Raw genomic sequence first — 21,714 nt, 5'->3', positions numbered from 1 at the left:
CAGATGTGCCGCCTTAATGCAGCTCGAATGATTTTGTGTATACGCCACGCAGATTGTTAAACAATTTACGCGACGTTAAGCGGCAGTATTCTACTCGCAGCGCCCTTTTATCGCAAGACAGAGAGCGCTATGCAGGATACTCAACCACCAGGCGGCGGGGGGCGACACGACCTTCATCGTCCATCTCCCCCATGCCAATAAACTTGCCGTCATCGCCTTCCGTCACGCGTACCAGCCCTTCCAGCGGGGCGCCTGTCGTCCGTACCGGATTACCATTTTTAAAGTAAACCGACGATGTTAAAGGCAAATTAACAACAGGATAGTCCGATGCCGGACTGTCCATTGGCATCAGCAAAGGATCAAGCAGCTGAGCCGCCGGAATGTTCTGCTGTTCTGCCTGTTCGACCAGCTCACGCAGGTGTTCCAGCGTGACCATACGATCCACCGGATACTTGCTGACCGTCAGACGACGCAGATACGTTACGTGCGCGCCGCAGCCCAGCTTCTCACCGAGATCGTCAACGATGGTACGAATATAGGTGCCTTTGGAGCAGTGAACTTCCAGCTCCAGTTCGTTACCTTCGTGACGGATAAACAGCAGCTCATAGACGGTAATCGGGCGCGCTTCACGCGGCACTTCAATGCCCTGACGCGCATATTCGTACAGCTTCTTACCCTGATACTTCAGCGCCGAATACATCGACGGAATCTGCTCGATATCGCCGCGGAAAGTCTCCAGCGCGCTCGCCAGTTGTTCTGCGGTGAAGGTTACCGGACGCTCCTGCACGATCTGCCCATCGGCATCGGAAGTGTCAGTACGCTGGCCCAGACGGGCAACCACGCGATAGCGTTTGTCAGAATCCAGCAAATACTGTGAAAACTTTGTCGCTTCACCGAGGCAGATAGGCAGCATACCTGTCGCCAGCGGATCCAACGCGCCGGTATGTCCCGCGCGGTTGGCATTGTAGATGCGCTTTACTTTTTGCAGCACGTCATTGCTGGACATGCCCTGCGGCTTATCCAGCAGCAGGACACCGTGAATATCGCGACCACGACGACGAGGACGACTCATCAGTCCTCCTTGCTGTCGTCCGCTGGGTTCACACGACGCTCATCGTCATGTTTCACCACGCTGGTCACCAGGTTGGACATGCGCATCCCTTCAACCAACGAGTTGTCGTAGAAGAAGGTCAGCTCAGGCACGATACGCAGACGCATTGCTTTACCCAGCAGAGAACGGATAAAACCAGAGGCTTCCTGCAGTGCCTTAATGCCGTTTTTCACAGCAGCTTCGTCCTGATCGTTGAGGAAAGTCACGAATACTTTGGCATATGCCAGATCACGGGACATCTCAACACCCGATACGGTGGTCATCATGCCAACACGCGGGTCTTTGATTTCGCGTTGCAGGATGAGTGCGATTTCTTTCTGCATCTCCTGCGCGACACGCTGTGGGCGACCAAATTCTTTCGCCATAATAAATTCTCCAGACAAAAAAGGGGCATTCAGCCCCTTTTGAAAATAATTCGGTGATTAGGCTGTAGGCCTGATAAGCGTAGAGCCATCAGGCATTACATTGCCGGATGTCGGCGTAAACGCCTTATCCGGCCTACACCCGAACAACCTTAAGCAATTGTACGTTTGATCTCGATGATCTCGAACACTTCGATCATATCGCCAACGCGAACATCGTTGTAGTTCTTAACGCCGATACCACATTCCATACCGTTACGGACTTCGTTAACGTCATCTTTGAAGCGGCGCAGGGATTCCAGCTCGCCTTCATAGATAACCACGTTGTCGCGCAGTACGCGGATTGGGTTGTGACGTTTAATCGTGCCTTCGGTAACCATACAGCCTGCGATAGCGCCGAATTTCGGTGATTTGAACACATCACGAACTTCAGCCAGACCAATGATCTGCTGTTTCAGCTCCGGAGACAGCATGCCGCTCATCGCAGCTTTCACTTCGTCGATCAGATGATAGATGACGGAGTAGTAACGCAGATCCAGGCTTTCTGATTCGATAACTTTACGTGCAGAGGCATCAGCACGTACGTTGAAGCCAACCAGAATCGCGTTGGATGCCGCAGCCAGGGTCGCGTCGGTTTCGGTGATACCACCTACGCCAGAACCGATGATCTTCACTTTTACTTCGTCGGTAGACAGTTTCAGTAAAGAGTCGGAAATCGCTTCTACAGAACCCTGTACGTCAGCCTTCAGCACGATGTTCACTTCGTGAACTTCGCCTTCGGTCATGTTGGCGAACATGTTCTCAAGTTTAGATTTCTGCTGACGAGCCAGTTTAACTTCACGGAATTTGCCCTGACGGTACAGTGCAACTTCACGCGCTTTCTTCTCGTCACGAACAACAGTAACTTCGTCACCCGCAGCCGGAACACCGGACAGACCGAGGATTTCCACCGGAATGGACGGACCTGCTTCCAGTACTTCCTGACCCAGTTCGTTACGCATCGCACGAACGCGGCCGTATTCGAAACCACACAGAACGATATCGCCCTTGTTCAGGGTACCTTCGCGAACCAGGACGGTAGCAACCGGGCCACGACCTTTATCCAGGAAGGATTCGATAACTGCACCGCTCGCCATACCTTTACGCACAGCTTTCAGTTCCAGAACTTCGGCCTGCAGCAGGATAGCATCCAGCAGTTCGTCGATACCGGTACCCGCTTTCGCAGAAACGTGAACGAACTGGCTCTCGCCGCCCCACTCTTCCGGCATGATGCCGTACTGGGACAGTTCGTTTTTAACGCGATCTGGATCCGCTTCCGGTTTATCGATTTTGTTGACTGCAACAACTACCGGCACACCTGCCGCTTTCGCGTGCTGGATAGCTTCGATAGTCTGCGGCATCACGCCGTCGTCTGCTGCAACAACCAGAACAACGATATCCGTTGCCTGAGCACCACGAGCACGCATGGAGGTAAACGCGGCGTGACCCGGGGTGTCCAGGAAGGTGATCATACCGTTGTCAGTTTCAACGTGGTACGCACCGATGTGCTGAGTAATGCCGCCCGCTTCGCCAGAGGCCACTTTCGTTGAACGAATGTAGTCCAGCAGAGACGTTTTACCGTGGTCAACGTGACCCATGATGGTCACTACCGGTGCGCGCGGTTCAGCCGCAGCGCCGGTGTCACGGTCGCTCATTACTGCTTCTTCCAGCTCGTTTTCACGACGCAGGATAACTTTGTGGCCCATCTCTTCGGCAACCAGCTGTGCGGTTTCCTGGTCGATGACCTGGTTGATGGTCGCCATTGCGCCCAGTTTCATCATCGCTTTGATGACCTGAGAGCCTTTGACCGCCATCTTGTTCGCCAGATCGCCAACGGTGATGGTTTCGCCGATCACAACGTCACGGTTAACGGCCTGAGCTGGCTTCTGGAAGCCCTGCTGCAGAGCGGAACCTTTACGCTGCTTACCGCCTTTACCGCCGCGAACCGCTGCACGTGCTTCTTCACGGTCAGCTTTAGATTCAGCGTGTTTGTTACCTTTTTTCGCCGGACGCGCTGCTTTAGTGCTGCGAGTACGACCACGACCGCCTTCAACTTCACGATCGTTCTCGTCTTCAGCCTGGCGAGCATGCTGAGAGGTGGTGACGTGATAATCACTGGTGTCTTCGACAGGTTCAGCGTTATTCACACCATTTTTCTCGTTTTCTTCCGCCATACGGCGAGCTTCTTCCGCTACGCGGCGCGCTTCTTCTTCAAGCTTGCGACGTGCTTCTTCTTCCGCTTTACGCTTCAGTTCTGCGGCTTCATTTTCACGGCGGGCTTTTTCGGCCTGGGCGGTTTTAGTCATATCGTCGGTCTGTTGATTGCTCACTTTGTCTTTTTCCGCAGCTTCACGTTTCGCTTTATCAGCGGCTTCACGCTTAGCTTGTTCTGCGGCCTCACGTTCGGCTTTTTGTTGCGCCTCGCGTTTGGCAGCTTCTTCTGCCTCACGACGGGCTTGCTCTTCCGCTTCACGCTGCGCCTGCTCTTCCGCGGCAAGGCGTTCAGCCTCTTGCGGATCGCGTTTCACAAAGGTGCGTGTCTTGCGGACTTCGATTTGTACCGATTTGCTTTTTCCACCGGTACCTGGAATATTGAGAGTACTGCGCGTTTTACGCTGCAATGTCAACTTATCCGGCGCTGAGCCGTTTTCACGGTTCAAATGCGCCAGTAAGGTTTGTTTCTCTTGTGCGGACACAGAGTCGTCAGCAGACTTCGGAATACCGGCATCAGCAAATTGCTGTACCAGGCGATCTACGGAAGTCTGTATCTCTGCAGCCAGCGTTTTTACGGTTACATCTGTCATACTGTTCCTTCCTGCTACAGTTTATTACGCTTCGTCGCCGAACCAGCAAATATTACGGGCAGCCATAATCAGCTCACCGGCTTTTTCGTCGGTCAACCCTTCGATATCAGCCAGATCATCAATGCCCTGTTCAGCGAGATCTTCCAGCGTACAAACACCACGGGCCGCCAGTTTGAAGGCCATCTCACGATCCAATCCTTCCAGATTCAGCAGATCGTCAGCCGGTTTGTTATCACCGAGGCTTTCTTCCTGGGCCAGTGCCAGAGTGGTCAGTGCGTTTTTAGCACGCTCGCGCAGCGCTTCAACGGTCTGTTCATCCAGGCCGTCAATTTCCAGCAGTTCTTTCATTGGCACGTAGGCCAGTTCTTCCAGCGTCGCAAAACCTTCTTCCACCAGAACGGTCGCGAAATCTTCATCGATATCGAGATATTTGGTGAAGGTATCGATGGCTGCATGTGCTTCAGCCTGATGCTTCGCTTGCAGGTCATCAACGGTCATCACGTTGAGTTCCCAACCGCTCAGTTGTGAAGCCAGGCGGACGTTCTGACCATTACGTCCAATCGCCTGAGCCAGGTTACCGGCTTCAACCGCGATATCCATGGTGTGTTTGTCTTCATCCACCACGATAGAAGCGACGTCTGCTGGCGCCATTGCGTTAATCACGAACTGCGCCGGGTTATCATCCCACAGGACGATATCGATACGCTCGCCGCCCAGTTCGGTAGAAACCGCCTGAACGCGCGCACCGCGCATACCAACACAGGCGCCGACCGGATCAATACGCTTGTCGTTGGTCTTAACGGCGATTTTCGCACGCGATCCCGGATCGCGAGCAGCCGCTTTAATTTCGATAACTTCTTCGCCGATTTCCGGCACTTCAATGCGGAACAGCTCAATCAGCATTTCCGGCTTGGAACGGGTTACGAACAGCTGTGCACCGCGCGCTTCCGGGCGAACTGAGTACAGAACGCCACGAATACGGTCACCAGGGCGGAAGTTTTCACGCGGCAGCATGTCTTCACGCAGGATCACAGCTTCAGCATTACTGCCCAGATCCAGAGAAATGTTGTCGCGGTTTACTTTCTTCACCACACCGGTGACGATTTCGCCTTCGTGTTCGCGGAACTGATCAACAACCATTGCGCGTTCAGCTTCACGTACTTTCTGTACGATAACCTGCTTCGCGGTCTGGGTAGTGATACGGTCAAAGGTGACAGATTCAATCTGATCTTCAACATATTCGCCCACGTTCAGACTTTCGTCTTCGAAGCGTGCCGCTTCCAGCGTAATTTCTTTGGTCGGCTGAGTAACTTCTTCTACGATTACCCAACGACGGAAGGTATCGAAATCACCGCTTTTACGATCGATTTCTACGCGAACGTCGATCTCTTGCTCATATTTTTTCTTTGTTGCTGTAGCCAGCGCACTTTCCAGCGCTTCAAAAATTTTCTCGCGTGGCAGCGCTTTTTCGTTGGATACGGCTTCAACAACAGCCAAAATTTCTTTGTTCATCGCGGGCTTTTCACCTCAATCCAGACTGTTAAAAGTGGGGAACCAGGTTCGCCTTCTGGATATTACTCAGCGCGAACACTTCATCTTTGCCTTCGACTGTGACCGTGATCATCTCACCGTCCACCGCTTTGATAACGCCCTGCCATTTACGACGGTTTTGTACCGCCATACGAAGAACCAGCGTGACTTCTTCACCCAGGAACCGCACGTAGTGTTCAGCTGTGAACAGAGGACGGTCGAGACCCGGAGAGGAGACTTCAAGGTTATAGGCAACGGTGATTGGGTCTTCGACATCCATCACGGCGCTTACCTGATGGCTCACATCAGCACAATCATCAACATTGATGCCATCTTCACTATCAATATAGATGCGCAGTGTGGATGTGCGACCACGAATAAATTCGATGCCGACCAGTTCGTAGCCCAGGGCTTCAACTGGCGCTGTAATCATCTCTGTTAATTTTTGCTCTAATGTGGACAAGCCCACCCCCAAGACATAAAAAAAGGGCCTAAAGCCCAGTTATTCTGTAGTCAGATAACAAAAAACCCCGATAAATCGGGGCTTTAGATAACTGAACCCTATAACCGCACCTGCGGTTCGGAGAACCTTCCGAAAGAATTTTTTTCAAATCCAGCTACGAAGGCCTAAGTCTTCACAGTATATTTGAAAAAGAACTCTAAGGGAAAGTGGTTGCGGGGGCCGGATTTGAACCGACGACCTTCGGGTTATGAGCCCGACGAGCTACCAGGCTGCTCCACCCCGCGCCTGAAACGTGGCAAATTTTACTCGTTTTGGGTAAAAAATGCAAATACTGCTGGGATTTGGTACCGAGGACGGGACGTAAAATCTGCGCACAGTATATTGATTCACTATGCGTTATGTCAACCTTGTTACGACTATGCAAATCAATGAATGCTGCCCAGCGCTAACCCAGCAAGATAAATATGCCGCCCACGCCGTTATTTAACGAAATTATCACTAAACTCTTCCTGTCATCCAGAAAAGATGATTAAATGAAAACTCATTTATTTTGCATAAAAATGCAATTAGTATAATAAGCCGACCTCTTCACCAGTCTATCAAGCAGGGTTTTATTTTATGACGACGATTCTCAAGCATCTCCCGGTAGGTCAACGTATTGGTATCGCTTTTTCCGGCGGCCTGGACACCAGTGCAGCACTGCTGTGGATGCGACAAAAAGGGGCTGTCCCATATGCATATACTGCGAATTTGGGTCAGCCGGATGAGGATGACTATGACGCCATTCCTCGCCGTGCAATGGAATATGGTGCTGAGAATGCTCGCCTGGTAGATTGCCGTAAGCAGCTGGTTGCCGAAGGGATCGCTGCCATTCAGTGCGGTGCATTCCACAACACCACTGGCGGACTGACCTACTTCAATACCACCCCGCTGGGCCGTGCCGTGACCGGCACCATGCTGGTTGCCGCAATGAAAGAAGATGGTGTAAACATCTGGGGCGACGGTAGCACCTATAAAGGTAACGATATTGAACGTTTCTATCGTTACGGTCTGCTGACCAACGCCGAACTGCAGATTTACAAACCATGGCTGGATACCGATTTTATCGATGAACTCGGCGGTCGCCATGAGATGTCCGAATTTATGATTGCCTGTGGTTTCGACTACAAAATGTCCGTTGAGAAAGCCTACTCCACTGACTCCAACATGCTCGGTGCGACCCACGAAGCTAAAGACCTTGAGTTCCTGAACTCCAGCGTCAAGATTGTTAACCCGATCATGGGCGTCAAATTCTGGGACGAAAACGTCAAAATTCCTGCGGAAGAAGTTACCGTTCGTTTTGAACAGGGTCATCCGGTTGCGCTGAATGGTAAAACCTTTAGCGACGATGTTGAAATGATGCTGGAAGCCAACCGTATTGGCGGCCGTCACGGTTTGGGTATGAGCGATCAGATTGAAAACCGTATCATTGAAGCAAAGAGCCGTGGCATCTACGAAGCCCCGGGGATGGCATTGCTGCATATCGCCTACGAGCGTCTGCTGACCGGTATTCACAACGAAGATACCATCGAGCAGTATCACGCACATGGTCGCCAGCTTGGTCGTCTGCTGTATCAGGGACGCTGGTTCGACTCTCAGGCGCTGATGCTGCGTGACGGTCTGCAGCGTTGGGTTGCCAGCCAGATTACCGGCGAAGTCACGCTGGAACTGCGTCGTGGTAATGACTACTCAATCCTCAACACCGTGTCTGACAATCTGACGTACAAACCAGAACGTCTGACGATGGAAAAAGGCGACTCCGTATTCTCTCCGGACGACCGTATCGGTCAGTTGACCATGCGTAATCTGGATATCACCGATACCCGCGAGAAGCTGTTTGGTTATGCACAATCTGGCTTGCTGACCGCCTCTTCCGCAACCGGCCTGCCGCAGGTTGAGAATCTGGAAAATAAGGCGAAGTAAAGATTCACTATCTTAAGGCCGCGCAAGCGGCCTTTTTTATGCGCGGAATATAGGATGTCTGTAGGTCGGATAAGGCGTTTACGCCGCCATCCGACATTATTACAACGCCTGATGATGCTACGCTTATCCGACCTACAGACAGCCATAAATAACAGACGAAAAAAAAGACGCTTTGCAGCGTCTTTTTTTTGGAATTTGGTACCGAGGATGGGACTCGAACCCACAAGCCCGTTAGGGCACTACCACCTCAAGGTAGCGTGTCTACCAATTCCACCACCTCGGTACAGAATACTTAGCGTGGGATATCGCTGGTCGGCTGAGCCGGAGCAGCTGGCTGAGTTTGCTCGGTTTTCGCCGGTGCGCTCAGATTTTCCCACTCACTTCCTTTATTGGTCTTATTGCTGTTCATGTTACCCAGCACCAGACTGATGATGAAGAACAAGGTTCCCAATACAGCTGTCATACGGGTCATGAAGTTACCAGAACCACTTGAACCAAACAGAGTACCAGAAGCGCCTGCGCCAAAAGAGGCTCCCATATCAGCGCCTTTGCCTTGCTGCAGCATGATCAAGCCTACCAGGCCAATTGCCACAATAAGGAAAACTACTAAAAGAGCTTCGTGCATAATCAACCTGTTCCTTGCGGAGTTGCCGCGTACAATGCTTCGACCATTAAAGCGGGAATATTTACTGTTTCCCACTGAAGCGGGTGTGAATACTAACCAAAGCGAATAACCTTCGCAAGGGCAATTTGTTAGCATTGTATCAACTGCGGAAAAAATCGCCATATCAATCAAAAACGCAGCAACTTCTCCCAGCATCTCTGCATAACGGCACGTTGATCTTCAAGATTCGCCCATACCACAACGGGGATTTCACAAATCAGGTCTGTATTTTCTGGCCAGCAGTGAATAATTTGCTGATTCACCAACTCTTCCGCCACCATCGATTCAGGTAACCAGGCCATTCCCATATGGCGCAGTACCATTTCTCGTATCGTTTCGCTTAAACCACTCTCAAATACTTTTTTTAGCCGTGGGCGGACGCGTTGTTCTGCCGACTCAATAATACGTCTGACAAAGGTGTAGTCGCTGTAGCATAGCCACGGAATCGGAGCATGCGGATCATTAAGCGCATCAGCCAACTGGGCTGAAATAACCGGTATAAATCGCTCATACCGCCATAGGGAACGTTTTAACCCTCCAGCGATCTCCAGCCCCGGCTGGGCAGACGGTAAATCGTAGGTCACCAGCAAATCAATTTGCCGGTTCATCAGGGCATTGAAGTGGTTGTCTATCCCCTGGATACTGGCGTTTACCGTAAAGTTTAACTGCGGCTCACTCTGTCGCAGGTAGTTGATCATATCCGGCAGGATATTCACCGACAGCGTATGCAGGCTGACCATCACCAGCGTGTTATCCGTTGCTGGCGTCATCGCCGACAGCTCATGACGTGCCTCTGTTAACGTGCTGAGGACATGCCGGGCATAAGGCTCAAAGCGTTCACCATAGCGCGTCAGCGTGACGGGGGTCGTTGTCCGGTCAAACAAAGGTACGCCCAGCACCTCTTCCAGCGCCTTTATACGCCGACTCAACGCAGGTTGAGTAATATGCCGCTGCGCCGCGGCCTGAGAGTAGTTTCCATGCTGGCTCAAGGCCAGAAAATCTTCCAGCCACTTACAATCCACGTTGTGCTCTCCGCCATGCCATAACCGCATCCTCCAATAACAAATCGGTAATAGTCATAGTTATAGTAATGGCTTTATGGTGGGCATCATAACAACAATATTTCGTTTCACCTGCCGACTCTCACCCTCGACGTTTGACAGGACCGCTATGTTTACTTTATTGACCAATGCCCGTGTTTTTTCTCCTGAGGATTTAGGCCTCTGCTCCCTGCTCATTCATGCCGACCGAATTGTGGCGGTAGAAAAAGATATTTCATTGTTTGATGGCATCAACGAGGTCATCGATTGTCGGGGTAAATGGGTTATCCCTGGTATCATCGATCAGCATGTTCATCTTACCGGTGGCGGTGGTGAAGCCGGATTTGCCAGTCGGACGCCCGCCGTCAAGCTGCGCGATCTGATTCAGGCAGGTATTACCACGGTGGTTGGCGTGTTAGGCACCGATGCCATTTCTCGTTCACCCAAAGACCTCTACGCTAAAATGCAGTCTCTCAACCTTGAGGGATTACGCGCGTTTATGCACACGGGAGCCTACGCCGTTCCCAGCCCAACTATTACGCGATCCATCCGCGATGATATGGCCTTCATTCCGGCAATTCTTGGTGTAAAAATCGCCCTCGCCGATCACCGTGGCTCTTACCCCTCTTTCCAGGAGTTGCTGAGGATAGTGAGCGATATTCGCGTCGCTTCCCTGCTGGCAGGGAAAAAAGGCTTGCTGCATGTGCACCTGGGGAATCTGCCGGAAGGGATGTCGCAACTTATTGAGCTGTGTGATGCGGGTATTCCGATTCACCATATTTCACCGACGCATGTTGCGAGAACTGAGCCCTTGTTCGAACAGGCAATTGCTTTTGCCCATCGCGGCGGCCATATCGATGTTACGTCAGGTGGCAGTCGTTTTATGCCTCAGGAGCAAGCGATTCTCCACGCACTCGAAGCACAGGTTCCGGCGGAGCGCATCACGATCAGTTCTGACGGCAATGGCAGCGTTCCACGCTTTAACGCTCAGGGTATCGTTGAAGGTTTAAGCGCAGCACCGGTCGCAGGCAATCTTAACCTGCTTCCTCGCCTGATTGATGTCGGGATTCCGGTGCCACAGGCCATCGCGATGCTGACGGCAAACGTTGCGCGCTCGCTGGGTATTTCCGGGGGCGTGCTCTGCGCCGGAGAACGTGCTGATATCTGTGTACTCAATGATGACCTCTCGCTGGCCCACCTGTTCGCCGCGGGTAAACCGTTGCTGCGGGATGGCGAGTGCCTGGTTACCGGCAACTTCGAGTAAGGGGGCAAGAATGTCGTTACTACTGGCGCTAATCGCCATCATTTTTGCCGGACGTCTAATCCTCAAAAAATATCACCCCCAGTCGGTACTGTTATTGACCGGGATTGTGCTGTTGCTTATCGCGCATTTTAGCGGAATGACCTCACTCAGTGGCCTGGTGAAAAAGAGCACTGGATTTGGCCCCTTTGACGCCTTTGAGTTTATTCGCGATACCCTGAGCGTGCGTCTCGGCGGCCTCGGTCTGCAAATTATGCTGATTGGTGGTTTTGCCACCTATATGTCGGCCATTGGCGCAAGCCAGGTACTGGTTCGGGTGACATCTCGTCCTTTGCAACGCCTGAACTCGCCTTATCTGCTGCTGGGGCTGGCACTGCTACTGGGTCAATTCCTGTCGCTGTTTATCAGCAGCGCCACCGGATTGGGTCTGCTGTTGATGGCGACGCTTTACCCATTGCTTACCCGTCTTGGCTGTAGCCGCGCCGCGGTTGCCGCCGTTATCGCCAGTACCTGTGCGGTTGAGTTTGGCCCCGGTTCCGGCAACTCTGTTCTCGCCGCCAAAACTGCAGGCATCGAGGTCGTGAACTATTTCGTGCAGGATCAGTTGCCGATCGTTGTACCCGTCATTCTTTTCATCGCCCTACTGCATATTGTTGTGCAACGCTTTTTTGACCGTCGGGAAAGTGGCGACAATGCAACTCAGCAAATGCAGACATTAACGGCGACTGATGAAGCCGACGCACCTATCGCCTGGCTGTTTCTGCCCATGCTGCCGCTGGTATTGATGCTGGTGTGCAGCGATTTAGTATTCAGCTCACTCAAGATCACCCTGGATACCGCCGTACTGATAAGCCTCGCTATTACGCTGGTTTGTGAGTACTGCCGTCATCGCAAGGCGCGCGAGGTGATGGCTGGCGTACAAAAGGTTTTCGACAGCATGGGCAGCGTTTTTGCCACCGTCGTGACACTGATTATCGCCGGTGAAGTCTTTTCCGCCGGACTGAAAGCCATTGGTGCCGTTGACGCACTGTTGTCGCTTTCCGGTGAATTTGGCCTCAGCGCCGCCTCTATTATCCTGCTGATGACCCTGATCACCTTCGCAATTTCAGCGCTGATGGGCTCCGGGAATGCGGCATTTTTCTCCTTCGCACCCATGGTGCCGGACATCAGCCGTCATATCGGCAGCGATATCGCTGTCATGATGTTGCCTATCCAGATCTCTGCGGGTATTGGTCGTACGTTATCGCCCATCGCCGGCGTAATCATTGCTATCGCAGGGATTGCAGGTGTCTCGCCTGTGGATATTGTTAAGCGTACCGCGATTCCGATGCTGGGCGGTTGGCTACTGATGATTGCGTTAACCTTTGCCCGGTCTGGGCATCTGCTGGCGGTTCTGCCGTGGCTGGCAGCCCTTGTGCTACTGATGGTCGGTGGTTACTTCTGGCAGCGCCGACGTAAACAGCCGCTTGCCGTACAGTAAAAAAAAGCCGGAGTCTCAGACTCCGGCTTTCACTTTCTTCGGAATTACGCCGCTTTCACAGCATCGGCAATACGGTGGGCGAATTCAGTCACCTGCGCTTCGTCTTCACCTTCAACCATCACACGAATTAGCGGTTCGGTACCAGACTTACGCAGCAGGACGCGTCCACGGTTACCCAGCGCCGCTTCCACTTCCGCCATCACCGCTTTCACGTTTTCATGTTCCAGCGGATCGCCGCTACCTGCTGTGTATCGTACGTTAACCAGCAGCTGTGGGAACATTTTCATGCCGCTGCACAGGTCGTGCAAGCTCATATGGTTGCGCACCATCGCCGCCAGCACCTGCAGGCCCGCCACGATGCCATCACCAGTGGTGGTTTTGTCCAGCAGGATTACATGACCAGAGTTTTCGGCACCGATACGCCAGCCTTTTTCCTGCATTTTTTCCAGCACATAACGGTCGCCAACTTTTGCACGGGCAAACGGAATACCCAGCTGTTTCAGCGCCAGCTCGAGGCCCATGTTGCTCATCAGCGTACCTACCGCGCCACCGCGCAGCTGACCCTGACGCAGGGCTTCACGGGCGATGATGTACATGATCTGATCGCCATCGACCTTATTGCCTTCGTGGTCAACCATAATGACGCGGTCGCCATCGCCATCCAGCGCAATACCCAGATCGGCTTTTTCCGCAATCACGCGCGCCTGCAGGGCACGGACGTCGGTGGCACCGACTTCTTCATTGATATTCACACCGTTTGGCTCACAGCCAATGGCAATCACGTTTGCACCCAGTTCACGCAGTACATTTGGCGCAATGTGGTACGTCGCACCGTTAGCGCAATCCACCACAATTTTAAGCTCATTCAGGCTCAATTCGTTCGGGAAGGTGCCTTTGCAAAACTCGATATAGCGACCGGCAGCATCAACGATACGTGTGGCTTTACCCAGTTCAGCGGAATCCACGCAGGTGATCGCTTTTTCCATCTCGGCTTCAATGGCTTCTTCCACTGCATCCGGCAGTTTAGTCCCGTCGGTAGAGAAGAATTTAATCCCGTTGTCATAGTACGGGTTGTGCGAAGCGGAGATAACAATCCCGGCCTCAGCACGGAAGGCGCGCGTCAGATACGCAACGGCGGGTGTTGGCATTGGCCCTGTGAATGAGGCTGAGAGTCCGGCGGCAGCCAGGCCCGCTTCCAGCGCAGACTCCAGCATATAGCCGGAAATACGCGTATCTTTACCGATAATAATTTTACGTGAACCATGACGAGCAAGCACTTTCCCTGCAGCCCAGCCCAGCTTGAGCACAAAGTCAGGAGTAATTGGGGCATCACCTACGCGACCGCGGATCCCATCAGTGCCAAAATATTTACGATTACTCATAGCGTTTTTTTTCCTTTGCAGACAATGTGGCTTCCACCACACGCATCGCTTCTACGGTTTCTTTGACGTCATGGACACGAACGATCTGCGCCCCCTGCATTGCGGCAATCACCGCGCACGCAAGGCTACCGCTCAGGCGTTCAGATGGCCCCACATTCAGTAACTGGCCAACCATTGATTTTCGTGACATCCCAACCAGCAATGGCAGATTAAAATGATGAAACTCAGACAAACGTGCCAGTAATGTGTAGTTGTGAGTGAGATTTTTACCGAATCCGAATCCGGGGTCGAGCAACAATTTATCTTTTGCGATTCCAGCCCGCTCGCAACGTGCTATTTGCTCAACAAAGTAACGGTTTACCTCAGCAAAAACATCCTCATACTTTGGCGCTTCCTGCATGGTTTTCGGCTGCCCCTGCATATGCATCAGGCAAACCGGCAATCCGGTCTCCGCTGCGGCTTCCAGCGCTCCAGGCTCCGAGAGTGAGCGAATATCGTTGATGATATGCGCGCCAACTCTGGCGCATTCGCGAATCACTTCGGGTTTTGAGGTATCGACCGAAATCCACACTTCAAAACGCTGAGCAATCGCCTCGACCACTGGGATCACTCGCTGCAACTCTTCTTCCACACTCACATCAGCCGCGCCCGGACGCGTGGACTCACCGCCCACATCAATGATAGTCGCCCCGGCGTTAATCATCAGGTTTGCGTGTTTTACCGCCTCAACCAGAGAGTTGTGCGCTCCGCCATCGGAAAAAGAATCTGGCGTGACGTTCAAAATCCCCATGACGTGCGGATGGCTGAGATCCAGTGAAGAACCCTGAGCAAAGAGTTTCATAGTTTTATCCCTGGTAAAATCTTGAATATGCAGATAAGAAAAACCCCGGAGCAAGCCCCAGGGTTTTCAATTAAAACACGGTCATCATCAACGATAACTTATTTGTCGCCCAGTTGCTCTGACATAGTGCCAGAGTCCGGCGCACGCGGTTCATCAACCGGACGCGGTGCACTCGGCTTGCCGGTGCTGCCAGAGTTGTTATTAGAAGAACCCGGTTCTTCCCAACCCGCTGGCGGACGCACATCGCGGCGAGCCATCAGATCGTCAATCTGCGGCGCATCGATGGTCTCATATTTCATGAGCGCATCTTTCATCGAGTGCAGAATGTCCATGTTTTCGTTCAGCAAACGACGTGCACGGTCATAGTTACGCTCAATCAGCAGTTTAACTTCCTGATCGATAATGCGAGCGGTTTCATCGGACATGTGTTTCGCTTTCGCTACAGAACGTCCCAGGAACACTTCGCCTTCTTCTTCAGCGTACAGCAACGGACCGAGTTTATCGGAGAAGCCCCACTGAGTAACCATGTTACGCGCCAGGTTAGTCGCGACTTTAATGTCGTTCGACGCACCGGTAGAAACATGTTCAGCACCGTAGATGATCTCTTCCGCCAGACGGCCACCGTACAGTGTGGAGATCTGACTTTCCAGTTTCTGACGGCTGGCGCTGATTGCGTCGCCTTCAGGCAGGAAGAAGGTCACACCCAGCGCACGACCGCGCGGGATAATCGTTACTTTGTGCACCGGATCGTGTTCCGGTACCAGGCGACCGATAATCGCGTGGCCAGCTTCGTGATACGCGGTAGATTCTTTCTGCGCTTCCGTCATCACCATGGAGCGACGTTCCGCACCCATCATGATTTTGTCTTTCGCTTTTTCGAACTCAACCATCGACACTACGCGCTTGTTGCCACGAGCAGCAAACAGCGCCGCTTCGTTCACCAGGTTCGCGAGGTCCGCACCGGAGAAGCCAGGCGTGCCACGTGCAATGATTGCCGCATCGATATCCGGAGACAGCGGTACGCGACGCATATGCACTTTCAGGATCTGTTCACGACCGCGAACATCTGGCAGACCAACCACAACCTGACGGTCGAAACGGCCTGGACGCAGCAGCGCAGGGTCAAGAACGTCTGGACGGTTAGTTGCTGCGATAACGATAATACCTTCGTTACCTTCGAAGCCGTCCATCTCAACCAGCATCTGGTTCAGCGTCTGTTCACGTTCATCGTGACCACCGCCCAGACCTGCGCCACGCTGGCGACCTACGGCGTCGATTTCATCGATGAAGATGATGCACGGTGCCGCTTTCTTGGCTTGTTCGAACATGTCACGCACACGAGATGCACCGACACCCACGAACATTTCCACGAAATCAGAACCGGAAATTGTGAAGAATGGAACCTTCGCTTCACCTGCGATAGCTTTCGCCAGCAGGGTTTTACCCGTACCCGGAGGACCAACCATCAGGACGCCTTTCGGGATTTTACCGCCCAGTTTCTGGAAACGGCTCGGTTCGCGCAGATACTCAACCAGCTCAGCGACTTCTTCTTTTGCTTCGTCACAACCCGCAACGTCAGCAAAAGTCGTTTTGATCTGATCTTCCGTCAGCATGCGCGCTTTGCTCTTGCCGAACGACATGGCACCTTTGCCACCACCGCCCTGCATCTGACGCATGAAGAAGATCCAGACACCAATCAGCAGCAGCATTGGGAACCAGGAAATGAAGATAGAAGCCAGCAGGCTCGGCTCTTCAGGTGGTTCGCCAACAACCTTGACGTTTTTGGTCAGCAGGTTATCAAGCAGCTTCGGATCGTTAACCGGGATGTAGGTCGTGTAACGGTTACTATCTTTCTTGGTAACGTTAATCTCACGTCCGTTGATCTTCGCTTCACGAACCTGGTCCTGATTGACCTCTTGCAGGAAGGTAGAGTAATCAACCTTACGGCCATTAGACTCGCTGGGCCCAAAGCTCTGGAATACTGACATCAGCACAACGGCAATGACCAGCCAGAGAATTAGGTTTTTCGCCATGTCACTCAAGGGATTAACCTCATATTACAACTGTGTTAAAAACAGCGTCAGGATACTCTATATCCAGTTTCTTTCAAACTTTCGTTTGAAATCTGCCGGTTATGGTTTACGCCCGGTCGCTACAATATACACTTCACGCGAACGGGCGCGAGAAGAGTCCGGCTTACGAACTTTGACCTTCGTAAACAGGGAGCGAATCTCTCTTAGATACTCATCGAAGCCTTCGCCCTGGAACACCTTCACTACAAAACTACCACCTGGCGCTAATACATCACGAGCCATTCCAAGCGCCAGCTCTACCAGATACATGGCCCGGGGAATATCCACCGCCGGTGTTCCACACATATTTGGCGCCATATCAGACATGACAACTTGTACTTTACTGTCACCTACGCGTTCAAGTAACGCTTTCAGGACTAATTCATCACGAAAGTCGCCCTGAAGGAAGTCCACACCAACGATTGGATCCATAGGTAAAAGATCGCAAGCGATAATGCGGCCGGTGTTGCCGATCTGCGTAACTGCATATTGCGACCAGCCACCGGGTGCAGCACCGAGATCAACTATCGTCATCCCCGGTTTAAAAATTTTGTCACTTTGCTGTATTTCATCAAGTTTAAACCAGGCACGGGAACGTAACCCCTTTTTCTGTGCCTGTTGAACATATTTATCGCTAAAGTGTTCCTGAAGCCAGCGACTCGAGCTGGCAGAACGCTTTTTACCTGTCATTTCACATTCCCAAAGGGCAGTTCATCGTAACCAATGGTGTAAATTTCTACACAGCTATTTGGTGATATATGGGAGATGGCGGTAGAATGACCCGTTTTCAATCCCAACGTAAGCAAAAATATACGATGAATCTGAGTACTAAACAAAAACAGCACCTGAAAGGTCTGGCACATCCGCTCAAGCCTGTAGTTATGCTTGGCAATAATGGTTTGACCGAAGGGGTACTGGCCGAGATTGAACAAGCGTTAGAGCACCATGAACTTATCAAGGTGAAAATCGCCTCGGAAGATCGCGATACTAAAACCTTGATCGTGGAAGCTATCGTACGCGAAACCGGCGCCTGCAATGTACAGGTCATCGGCAAAACGCTGGTACTGTATCGCCCGACTAAAGAACGTAAAATCTCGCTGCCACGCTAAGAATATCCCAAAGTTGCACACGAAGTTTGTGTAAAACGCGGGGTTTTCCGCTAGCAGGAGAGCAAAATGCCACGCTCTCTTCGTTGATAAAAGGCCGCTATGCGGCCTTTTTCCTTTCTTTACAATGTATCAACATCTTAACCAAGATGCGAATTACAGGTATTCTACCTTCGTCACTTCATATTCCACTTCGCCGCCCGGCGTTTTGATAACCACGACGTCATCCTGCTCTTTACCGATAAGGCCACGAGCGATAGGCGAGTTCACTGAAATCAGGTTCTGTTTAAAATCGGCTTCATCATCGCCGACAATACGCCATGTCTGCTCTTCATCGTTATCGAGATTCAGAACGGTAACCGTCGCACCGAAAACAACGCGGCCATTGTTCGGCATTTTAGTAACGTCGATTACCTGCGCGTTGGACAGTTTAGCTTCGATATCTTTAATGCGTCCTTCGCAGAAACCCTGCTGTTCGCGCGCCGCGTGATACTCCGCGTTCTCTTTCAGGTCACCGTGCTCACGCGCTTCAGCGATAGCGGCAATAATTTCAGGACGGCGCACAGATTTCAGAAAATCCAGCTCTTCGCGCAGTTTTTCAGCACCACGTAAGGTCATCGGGATAGCTTGCATTTGTTATACCTCTTGAACATTCCTGTAGGGGGTAGTTGCTCTCACCCCGGCTGCTAAGCCCACCCTGGCGTGTGTCATGCCAGAGTCAGAAGCAAAAAAATACCGACCCGGGGCTCAAGGTCCCAGGTCAGCTACAATTCTCTATTTGATGATCATTTTACCCTGGAGTTCCTTATGGGTCATCGTTTACTTTTTGGGGCGTTGCGCCGTAGTATGACGGCCTGTTTCCAGGTTGTTAGCGCGAGATTATGCGATTTTCCAGATTTACCATCGGATTGACTGCCAGTATAGCGTTCAGCGTTCAGGCTGCGAACGTCGACGAGTATATCAATCAGCTCCCTGCCGGGGCCAACCTCGCCCTTATGGTACAGAAGGTTGGCGCACCTGCACCCGCTATTGATTTTCATAGCCAGCAGATGGCGCTGCCCGCCAGCACCCAGAAAGTAATCACCGCGCTGGCGGCATTGATTCAGCTCGGGCCTGACTTTCGTTTTACCACCACGCTTGAGACCAAAGGCAGCGTGGAAGGCGGCGTATTGAAAGGTGACTTAGTGGCACGATTTGGTGCCGATCCGACGCTAAAACGCCAGGATATTCGCAATATGGTGGCAACCCTGAAAAAATCAGGTGTGACGCAAATTGCCGGGAATGTCCTGATCGACACCTCTATTTTTGCCAGTCATGATAAAGCGCCCGGTTGGCCCTGGAACGACATGACGCAGTGTTTTAGCGCACCGCCCGCAGCGGCTATTGTCGATAGAAACTGTTTCTCGGTTTCACTCTACAGCGCGCAAAAACCCAACGATCTCGCCTTTATTCGCGTGGCATCTTATTACCCGGTCACCATGTTCAGTCAGGTGCGTACCCTCGCCCGAGGTTCTGCGGAAGCGCAATATTGTGAACTGGATGTGGTTCCCGGCGATCTCAACCGCTATACGCTGACCGGATGCCTGCCACAACGAGCCGATCCGCTGCCGCTGGCGTTCGCCATTCAGGACGGTGCCAGCTATGCCGGGGCAATTATCAAAGATGAGCTAAAACAAGCAGGTATCACCTACAGCGGTACGCTGCTGCGCCAGACGTTGGTCAACGAACCGGGAACGGTGGTCGCCAGTAAACAGTCTGCGCCGCTACATGACCTGCTTAAGATTATGCTGAAAAAATCGGACAACATGATTGCCGATACCGTTTTCCGTATGATTGGTCATGCCCGGTTTAACGTGCCGGGCACCTGGCGGGCGGGTTCTGATGCCGTGCGCCAGATTTTACGTCAGCAGGCAGGCGTTGATATCGGCAACACCATTATTGCCGACGGTTCTGGCCTCTCCCGCCATAACCTGATTGCCCCAGCGACCATGATGCAGGTGCTGCAATATATCGCTCAACACGATAACGAGCTGAACTTTATCACTATGCTGCCGCTGGCGGGCCACGACGGCTCCTTGCAATACCGTGCGGGTCTGCATCAGGCTGGTGTGGATGGCAAAGTATCGGCGAAGACTGGCTCGCTGCAGGGGGTTTATAACCTCGCAGGTTTCATCACCACGGCAAGTGGCCAACGCATGGCATTCGTGCAGTATTTATCTGGTTATGCGGTAGAGCCAGCTGACCAGCGTAATCGCCGTATTCCGTTGGTGCGCTTCGAGAGCCGGTTGTACAAGGATATTTATCAGAACAACTAAATGGGTAATTTGATTGTCGGATGGCGGCATTAACGTGCCTTATCCGGCCTACAGAGAGGCCTGGAAACAAAAACCCCGGCAACATGGCCGGGGTTTTTAATGCGATTAACGCTTGTAGATGAACTCAACGCCTTCTTCGTCGTCTTCGTCCCAATCGTCATCCCAGTCATCTTCCGCTTCGTCTTCGACTTCAGCGAGCTGCTGGCGGTGATAATCATCCCACATGAACTCAACTTTCTCTGGCTGTTTCGCTTCTTCAGCCTGAACAATCGGGTTCTCAATGATAAAGGTCATCACATCCCAGCAGAGATCTTTCACGCCCAGCTGGCTGGCGGCAGAGATCAGGTAATATTTACCTTCCCAACCCAACGCTTCGGCGATCGCTTTCGCTTTCTCTTCCGCTTCAGCCTTGTCCATCAAATCAATTTTGTTGAACACTAACCAGCGCGGTTTAGATGCCAAATCCTGACTGTATTTTTCCAGTTCGCCAATAATGATACGGGCGTTTTCAACTGGATCAGAGCCATCAATCGGATCGATATCGATGAGGTGAAGCAGTACACGGCAACGTTCCAGGTGTTTCAGGAAGCGGATACCCAGGCCTGCGCCTTCAGCCGCGCCTTCAATCAGTCCCGGAATGTCGGCAACCACGAAGCTCTTTTCGTTGTCCATACGAACCACGCCCAGGCTCGGCACCAGGGTGGTAAACGGATAATCAGCGACTTTCGGCTTCGCCGCGGACACCGCACGGATAAACGTCGATTTCCCGGCGTTTGGCATGCCCAGCATACCCACGTCCGCCAGCAGCATCAGCTCCAGCATCAGATCGCGCTTATCACCCGGCGTACCCATTGTTTTCTGACGCGGAGTACGGTTAACCGAGGATTTGAAACGGGTGTTGCCCAGACCGTGCCAGCCACCTTTAGCGACCATCAGACGCTGACCGTGTTTGGTCATGTCGCCCATGGTTTCGCCCGTGCCCTGATCGATAACACGCGTACCAACAGGTACTTTAATCGTAACGTCTTTGCCACGCTTACCGGTGCAATCACGGCTCGCGCCATTCTGACCACGTTCCGCACGGAATGATTTTTCAAAACGGTAATCGATCAGCGTGTTCAGGTTTTCGTCGGCTTCCAGCCAAACGTCACCACCGTCACCACCATCACCACCGTCCGGACCGCCTTTTGGGATGTACTTTTCGCGGCGGAAGCTGACGCAACCATTACCGCCATCACCTGCAACGACCAGAATCGATGCTTCATCAACAAACTTCATTTTA

At 52.3% G+C, this 21,714-nt stretch carries 18 protein-coding genes and 2 tRNA genes; 5 read left to right on the top strand and 15 right to left on the bottom strand.

From position 1 onward, the window contains the following. Positions 1-127 precede the first annotated feature (127 nt). The 6 genes from truB to OGY06_RS01500 form a co-directional block, all read right to left on the bottom strand. Positions 128-1,072: a tRNA pseudouridine(55) synthase TruB gene (truB, locus tag OGY06_RS01525; protein WP_003828704.1), complete on the bottom strand. Its 945-nt coding sequence runs from the start codon at positions 1,070-1,072 to the stop codon at positions 128-130. After that, positions 1,072-1,476: a 30S ribosome-binding factor RbfA gene (rbfA, locus tag OGY06_RS01520; RefSeq protein WP_003024988.1), complete on the bottom strand. Its 405-nt coding sequence runs from the start codon at positions 1,474-1,476 to the stop codon at positions 1,072-1,074. Before rbfA ends, truB begins: the two co-directional genes overlap by 1 nt. Before the next feature lie 149 nt (positions 1,477-1,625). Then, positions 1,626-4,316 (bottom strand): translation initiation factor IF-2, encoded by a 2,691-nt coding sequence (gene infB / locus OGY06_RS01515; RefSeq protein WP_003828710.1) that lies wholly within the window; start codon positions 4,314-4,316, stop codon positions 1,626-1,628. Between the two features lie 24 nt (positions 4,317-4,340). Next, positions 4,341-5,828: a transcription termination factor NusA gene (nusA, locus tag OGY06_RS01510; protein WP_003024992.1), complete on the bottom strand. Its 1,488-nt coding sequence runs from the start codon at positions 5,826-5,828 to the stop codon at positions 4,341-4,343. Positions 5,829-5,856: 28 nt separating this feature from the next. Then, positions 5,857-6,309, bottom strand: a complete 453-nt coding sequence (gene rimP, locus OGY06_RS01505) for a ribosome maturation factor RimP (protein ID WP_003024996.1) — start codon at positions 6,307-6,309, stop codon at positions 5,857-5,859. A gap of 207 nt (positions 6,310-6,516) precedes the next feature. Further along, a tRNA-Met gene (locus tag OGY06_RS01500) sits at positions 6,517-6,593 on the bottom strand. Positions 6,594-6,927: 334 nt separating this feature from the next. On the opposite strand from OGY06_RS01500, the gene argG reads away from it, so the two are divergent. Continuing rightward, a complete protein-coding gene (gene argG, locus OGY06_RS01495) occupies positions 6,928-8,271 on the top strand; it encodes an argininosuccinate synthase (RefSeq protein WP_003828714.1) in 1,344 nt (447 codons plus the stop codon). A 196-nt stretch (positions 8,272-8,467) separates the two neighbouring features. On the opposite strand, the gene OGY06_RS01490 is transcribed toward argG, so the two are convergent. The 3 genes from OGY06_RS01490 to OGY06_RS01480 all read right to left on the bottom strand — a co-directional run bounded on the left by OGY06_RS01490 (position 8,468) and on the right by OGY06_RS01480 (position 9,957). Next, positions 8,468-8,554, bottom strand: a tRNA-Leu gene (locus tag OGY06_RS01490). Between the two features lie 9 nt (positions 8,555-8,563). Next, positions 8,564-8,896, bottom strand: coding sequence for a preprotein translocase subunit SecG (gene secG / locus OGY06_RS01485; RefSeq protein WP_003025000.1), 333 nt, complete (start codon positions 8,894-8,896; stop codon positions 8,564-8,566). Between the two features lie 167 nt (positions 8,897-9,063). Further along, positions 9,064-9,957, bottom strand: a complete 894-nt coding sequence (locus OGY06_RS01480; RefSeq protein ID WP_008785916.1) for a LysR family transcriptional regulator — start codon at positions 9,955-9,957, stop codon at positions 9,064-9,066. Positions 9,958-10,105: 148 nt separating this feature from the next. Between OGY06_RS01480 and iadA the strand changes: the two genes are divergently transcribed. Next, a complete protein-coding gene (iadA, locus tag OGY06_RS01475; protein WP_063941608.1) occupies positions 10,106-11,239 on the top strand; it encodes a beta-aspartyl-peptidase in 1,134 nt (377 codons plus the stop codon). A gap of 10 nt (positions 11,240-11,249) precedes the next feature. Beyond that, a complete protein-coding gene (dcuC, locus tag OGY06_RS01470) occupies positions 11,250-12,716 on the top strand; it encodes a C4-dicarboxylate transporter DcuC (protein WP_149335563.1) in 1,467 nt (488 codons plus the stop codon). A 44-nt stretch (positions 12,717-12,760) separates the two neighbouring features. Here dcuC and glmM read toward each other — a convergent pair whose 3' ends face one another. From glmM to rlmE, 4 genes are all read right to left on the bottom strand, one after another. Then, positions 12,761-14,098: a phosphoglucosamine mutase gene (gene glmM, locus OGY06_RS01465; RefSeq protein ID WP_008785919.1), complete on the bottom strand. Its 1,338-nt coding sequence runs from the start codon at positions 14,096-14,098 to the stop codon at positions 12,761-12,763. Continuing rightward, positions 14,091-14,939, bottom strand: coding sequence for a dihydropteroate synthase (gene folP, locus OGY06_RS01460; protein ID WP_063941610.1), 849 nt, complete (start codon positions 14,937-14,939; stop codon positions 14,091-14,093). Before folP ends, glmM begins: the two co-directional genes overlap by 8 nt. 98 nt (positions 14,940-15,037) lie before the next feature. Further along, positions 15,038-16,972 (bottom strand): ATP-dependent zinc metalloprotease FtsH, encoded by a 1,935-nt coding sequence (gene ftsH / locus OGY06_RS01455; RefSeq protein WP_003025013.1) that lies wholly within the window; start codon positions 16,970-16,972, stop codon positions 15,038-15,040. Positions 16,973-17,071: 99 nt separating this feature from the next. Then, complete coding sequence (gene rlmE / locus OGY06_RS01450; protein ID WP_003025015.1) at positions 17,072-17,701, bottom strand: 23S rRNA (uridine(2552)-2'-O)-methyltransferase RlmE; 630 nt, start codon at positions 17,699-17,701, stop codon at positions 17,072-17,074. A gap of 125 nt (positions 17,702-17,826) precedes the next feature. Here rlmE and yhbY point away from each other — a divergent pair, with 125 nt between their 5' ends. Further along, complete coding sequence (yhbY, locus tag OGY06_RS01445; protein WP_003025016.1) at positions 17,827-18,120, top strand: ribosome assembly RNA-binding protein YhbY; 294 nt, start codon at positions 17,827-17,829, stop codon at positions 18,118-18,120. Positions 18,121-18,273: 153 nt separating this feature from the next. Here the strand turns inward: yhbY and greA are convergent, their stop codons facing one another. Next, a complete protein-coding gene (greA, locus tag OGY06_RS01440; protein ID WP_003025019.1) occupies positions 18,274-18,750 on the bottom strand; it encodes a transcription elongation factor GreA in 477 nt (158 codons plus the stop codon). A gap of 248 nt (positions 18,751-18,998) precedes the next feature. On the opposite strand from greA, the gene dacB reads away from it, so the two are divergent. After that, positions 18,999-20,432, top strand: coding sequence for a serine-type D-Ala-D-Ala carboxypeptidase (dacB, locus tag OGY06_RS01435; protein WP_032945109.1), 1,434 nt, complete (start codon positions 18,999-19,001; stop codon positions 20,430-20,432). Between the two features lie 105 nt (positions 20,433-20,537). On the opposite strand, the gene cgtA is transcribed toward dacB, so the two are convergent. Next, positions 20,538-21,710, bottom strand: a complete 1,173-nt coding sequence (gene cgtA, locus OGY06_RS01430) for an Obg family GTPase CgtA (protein ID WP_003828732.1) — start codon at positions 21,708-21,710, stop codon at positions 20,538-20,540. Positions 21,711-21,714: the final 4 nt, after the last annotated feature.

The organism is Citrobacter sp. Cpo147 (genome assembly GCF_030332405.1).
Taxonomy (GTDB): Bacteria; Pseudomonadota; Gammaproteobacteria; order Enterobacterales; family Enterobacteriaceae; genus Citrobacter; species Citrobacter portucalensis.
The sequence above is the reverse complement of the archived record's forward strand: the minus strand, read 5'-3'. Positions and strand labels throughout refer to the sequence as shown.